This is a genomic window from Arsenicibacter rosenii (genome assembly GCF_001870735.1).
GTDB classification, from domain to species: domain Bacteria; phylum Bacteroidota; class Bacteroidia; order Cytophagales; family Spirosomataceae; genus Arsenicibacter; species Arsenicibacter rosenii.
This window is the reverse complement of sequence record NZ_MORL01000058.1, coordinates 1-5,516: the sequence shown is the minus strand read 5'-3', so window position 1 is coordinate 5,516 and position 5,516 is coordinate 1. Positions and strand designations below refer to the sequence as shown.

The 5,516-nt window shown below is 52.9% G+C and carries 2 protein-coding genes; both read right to left on the bottom strand.

Translation table 11 applies throughout. The annotated features are described in order from the left end of the window. Positions 1-1,583, bottom strand: a 1,583-nt coding sequence (locus tag BLX24_RS32370) for an Ig-like domain-containing protein (RefSeq protein WP_177225959.1), incomplete at its 3' end; no start/stop codon positions are given. A gap of 81 nt (positions 1,584-1,664) precedes the next feature. After that, positions 1,665-5,498 carry an Ig-like domain-containing protein gene (locus tag BLX24_RS29360; protein ID WP_445422161.1) on the bottom strand — a complete coding sequence of 1,278 codons (3,834 nt, stop codon included), beginning with the start codon at positions 5,496-5,498 and terminating at the stop codon, positions 1,665-1,667. Positions 5,499-5,516 lie beyond the last annotated feature (18 nt).

The following is a 5,516-nucleotide window of genomic DNA, read 5'->3' as shown; positions in this document are numbered from 1 at the left end:
TTGATATCGTTCTTCGCAACCGGAGACTGTAAAGTCAATCCCTGCACATCGATGTAAACAGTAGCTTTACTACACAAGCCTGCCGTGTTACAAGCTGTATAGGTAAAGCTATCCGTTCCTACATATCCGGTTGTCGGCGTATAGGTGTAGCTCCCCGTCGAACTAAAGACCACCGAACCGTGCGACGGCTGACCCGAGGTAAACGTAAGCGAAAGTGCCGGTGTATTCGGATCAGAGTCATTTCCGGCGACTGTAGCTGTTTTCGACGTGTTTACACTCGTCAGTATCGCATCGTCAACCGCAATTGGTGACTGTGTCGTCCCCGTTGCCGATGTCGGCTGCACGATAACAGTTACCAATGCTGTTGAACAAAGGGGTGTTGGGAGTACACTATCACAAACCCTATAAGGGAAGGTAACTACCCCCGTGAGGCCTGCCGGGGGTGTATAGGTTACCGTTCCATCATTGTTTACTATAGCAGTACCCGCAGATGGCTGACTTATTATGATAGGATTTCCCAATCTACCTTCCGGTGTTGAGGGATCATCCGGATCACTATCATTAGCGAGTACCACAATAACTACAGGCTTACCCGACTCTGTGCGTGAAGCATCGTTATTTGCAACCGGTGGATCATTCCCTGGTGTCGGAAGTGGCAATACATTAATGCTTACGCATGCCGTACTACTTTGTCCTACTGTGTTACTGATCGAGTAGCAAAAACTAACAGTACCCGTAAAATCGGTCGGGGGTGTGTAGGTGTAACTTCCTGAAGGTGTCAGCGTCAGACTACCCGGTGGCGGATTCAGCAGTGAAACGGTTAATGTCGTTCCTTGTGGATTGATATCATTCGTCACCACATTTCCAGATACCGGTGTATTGACGTTTGTAATATTGATATCCGATATAGCCTGAATCGGTAACCGACAGTCGGCCGGTGAACCAATTATATCAATAAATTGCTCTACCGCCATTTGGTTTCCTCCTACAGGCTGACCCGATGCGGAGAAAAAGTTATTTCCAACCGCATAGACAGAAGCATTAGGGTCTACTAAAAACGGGTCATTATTTGGAATCGGAGAAACAGGGCCAAAACAACCATTCCCTTTAAATGTAAATAAAGCGACAGGCGTGTTTGCCGTAAACCGGCCTAAATTCGACTCATTAGGTGCTTTACCTATCACATAATAGGCAAAATTCGGGTCTACATTATTCCCATATGTCTGTGTGAATGAACTACCCGAAGAAGTAGTAAGCGATAAACCCTTCCCTAATTTCACCGGATTTTTTTCCCAGGATTGCGTTCCTGATGCATCAGTAATATTACTGATTACGAAACTAATAGGTACTTTCAGTGTCACCTGAGCTGTCGACACTAACTCGTTTACACCTGTATTATTGTTATTGGGAGTGGAGTAGTCCGGTACAACCCAAGCCGTATACATTTGTGTCTGAACGTCGTAGGTTACTTGAAACTTAACCGTGTTGGACGTATTCTGCCCCCATACGTTGTACGTACTTAGACATACTAACAGGCTAAATACCCATGTTAAATATCGTTTCATGGTAGTTATGTTTTTCATTATCATAGTCTGAAAATTGTCTTTCACTGACAATCAGCCAGATAATCGGGACTGCCTTTTGTACAGCAGCCCCGACCCTATCTACGGCAGTTGTTCGCGAATGATAAAAATGTTTAGCCCTGCTATATTCCCTGGATGGTTTCGGGTTACATTCAGAAAAATCTGGCCTACATCATTCCCTGGTCCCTGATAAATTGTCCGGCCATCCATATCTACGTCTCCTGTATAATAGCCTCTAAGAATAAAGTTTGGTAGCCCGGCAATATTCAGAATATTACCATTTGTATCAGTGGCTCCTTTAACCTGACTATTTATATCGGCGACATCATTATTAGGTCCCTGATAAATCACACTCTTATCATACCGAACATTTCCTGCCCACATAGCCACCCCTTGTACTACAGTTACCTGCGCCTGATCTACACCCGACGTTGATAACCGATACGTTGGCGTGTTTGGATCTCTGAAATCAATAACTGTTCCTGTAACCGACATTGGTACGGCCGTTGCGGTCATCACGCCAAGGTGATTTCTGTGTCGAACTGAAACGAAATAATTCCCAATGTTAACGCTGGTGAAAGAGACTGGTGACACACCATCTATATCCACAATGTCGCCATCCCGCTGAATTAAAGCCGCTCTACTATCCACAACCAGCGACATATTAGACGGGCTCCGAACTTCAACAAATACCCAGTCTACAATTGCATCATTGCCTGTTACACTGAATACGGCCGTTGTATTCGCAATCGCTCCTACCCGGGTTATTGGCTGGAGTACCGTAAAGCTACTACTACCGTAAGGGCTTGAGGCAGGTATCAGGTTCTTTGCCCGTAAATCGTCACGCATAATCCCGTTTGCTGTTGTGACGTTTAATAACGCTCCCTGTAACCATGCTTTTGCAAATAATCTGAAACCTACAGGAGCTTGTACAAGCACACTCACCGTAGCCTTATCGCATAAACCGGCTGTGTTACAGACAGTATATGTAAAACTATCCGGTCCAACATATCCGTTTGCCGGCGTATAGGTATAGCTGCCATTTATGCCCATAACCACTGTGCCATTCGTTGGCTGCCCACTAGTATAAGTCAGACTCAGCGGCGGGTTATTCGGATCATAGTCATTAGTAGCTACCGTTGCCGTTTTCGATGTATTTATTGTTGTCAGGATAGCATCGTCTACCGCCACCGGCGCCAGCGTCGTACCCACCGGTGGAGCCGGCTTCACCAGCACCGTCACCACAGCCGTCGCACACAACGGACCCGGATTGCTGCCCTGGTCACACACCGTGTACGGGAAGCTCACCACTCCCGTGAAACCCGCTGGTGGCGTATAAGTCACCGTCCCGCTGGCGTTGGCTACCGCCGTACCCACCGAGGGCTGACCCACCGATACCGTCGCACTCAGCAGACCATTGCCCGAAGTCGCACTGTCGGGGTCCGTGTCGTTGGCCTTCACACTGATCACCACCGCCGTATTCTGATACGTCTCGGTGTTGTCGTTGTTAGCCACCGGCGCATTGTTCAGCACCGGATTCGGCAGCGGATTCACATTCACCGTCACGCAGGCGCTGCTGCTCAGACCCGCCGTGTTGCTCACCGAGTAGCAGAAGGTCGCTACTCCCGTGAAGCCCGTCGGCGGCGTGTAGGTGTAGCTGCCGTCAGGACCCAGCGTCACCGTGCCGTTGGCCGGCTGGCTCAGCAGGCTCGCCCGCAGCGGAAGGCCCTGCGGATCCACGTCGTTGGTCAGCACATTGCCTCCCACCGGCGTGTTCACATTCGTATTATTGATATCGTTCTTCGCAACCGGAGACTGGTAATCCGGCCGCTGCACATCAATGCTCAGCGTAGCGTTGGCACACTTATTGGCTGTGTTACAGACCGTATAGGAGTAGCTGTCCGGACCCGCATAACCCGTGGCAGGCGTGTAGGTGTAGCTGCCGTTGGCGGCCACCACAATCGTCCCGTGCGCCGTCGTGTAGCTGCCTGCCGTGTAGGTCAAAGCCAGCGGAGGATTGTTCGGATCACTGTCATTCGTGGCCAGACTGCCCCCCTTCGGCGTGTTCACCTGCGTCAGCAGCGCATCATCTATCGCCACCGGTGCCAGCGTTACGCCTGTCGGAGGAGCCGGCAATACGTTAACCGTCACTACCGCCGTTGCACACAACGGACCCGGATCGGTGCCCTGATCGCAAATTCGGTACGGGAAGCTGGCTATCCCGGTAAAGCTGGCTGCCGGGGTAAACACCACCTGACCGTTTACGATCGTTGTACTACCGATGCTGGCACTCAGCAATGGCGTAATCAGGGCGGGGGAACCCAGTTGGCCCCTGCCCGAAGTCGCACTGTCGGGATCCGTGTCGTTGGCAGCCACATTGATCGTAACAGGAACTCCCTGACGCGTCTCGGTATTGTCGTTGTTGGCCACCGGCGGATTGTTATACACCGGATTCGGCAGCGGATTGACGTTGATTGTCACGCAGGCGCTGCTGCTCAGGCCCACCGTGTTGCTCACCGAGTAGCAGAAGGTCGCTACCCCCGTGAAGCCCGTCGGCGGCGTGTAGGTATAGCTGCCGTCAGGACCCAGCGTCACCGTGCCGTTGGCCGGCTGGCTCAGCAGGCTGGCCCTCAGCGGAAGACCTTGCGGGTCTACGTCGTTGGTCAGCACATTGCCCCCAACCGGCGTGTTCACATTCGTATTATTGATGTCATTCTTCGCAACCGGCGCCAGGTAAATTGGCTGTTGCACTAAAATGTTCAAGGTTGCTCCTGTACATTTGTTGGCTGTGTTACAGACCGTATAGGAGTAGCTATCCGGACCCGCATAGCCTGTGGCCGGTGTATACGTGTAGCTGCCGTTAGTGGCCACCACAACCGTTCCGTGTGCCGTTGTAAAGCTGCCCGCCGTATAGGTCAGCGCCAGCGGCGGACTGTTCGGATCACTGTCGTTGCTGGCCAGACTGCCGCCCTTCGGCGTATTCACCTGCGTCAGCAACGCATCGTCTACGGCTACCGGTGCCAAGGTCGTGCCTGTCGGAGGAGCCGGTAATACATTAACCGTCACTACCGCCGTTGAGCAAAGCGGACCCGGATTGCTGCCCTGGTCGCAAATGCGGTACGGGAATGTGGCAATTCCGGTGAAGCTGGCTGCCGGGGTAAACACCACTTGGCCGTTAACCACGGTTACACTTCCAATGCTTGCACTCAGCAGTGGCGTAATCAGTGTTGGCGACCCCAACTGACCGTTGCCCGATGTCGCACTATCCGGGTCGGTATCGTTGGCCGTCACGTTGATCGTGACCGGCACACCCTGGCGGGTTTGTGTATTATCATTGTTGGCAATCGGTGGATTATTATACGCCACGATCGGTCCCGGATTCACGTTAATCGTCACGCAGGCGCTGCTGCTCAGACCCGCCGTGTTGCTCACCGAGTAGCAGAAGGTCGCTACTCCCGTGAAGCCCGTCGGCGGCGTGTAGGTGTAGCTGCCGTCAGGACCCAGCGTCACCGTGCCGTTGGCCGGCTGGCTCAGCAGACTCGCCCGCAGCGGAAGGCCCTGCGGATCCACGTCGTTGGTCAGCACATTGCCCCCAACCGGCGTGTTGATATTCGTATTATTGATGTCGTTCTTCGCAATCGGAGACTGGTAATCCGGCCGCTGCACATCAATGCTCAGCGTAGCGTTNTAGCTGTCCGGACCCGCATAACCCGTGGCAGGCGTGTAGGTGTAGCTGCCGTTGGCGGCCACCACAATCGTCCCGTGCGCCGTCGTGTAGCTGCCTGCCGTGTAGGTCAAAGCCAGCGGAGGATTGTTCGGATCACTGTCATTCGTGGCCAGACTGCCTCCCTTCGGCGTGTTCATCTGCGTCAGCAGCGCATCGTCTATCGCTACCGGCGCCAGCGTCGTACCCACCGGTGGTGTCGGCTTCAC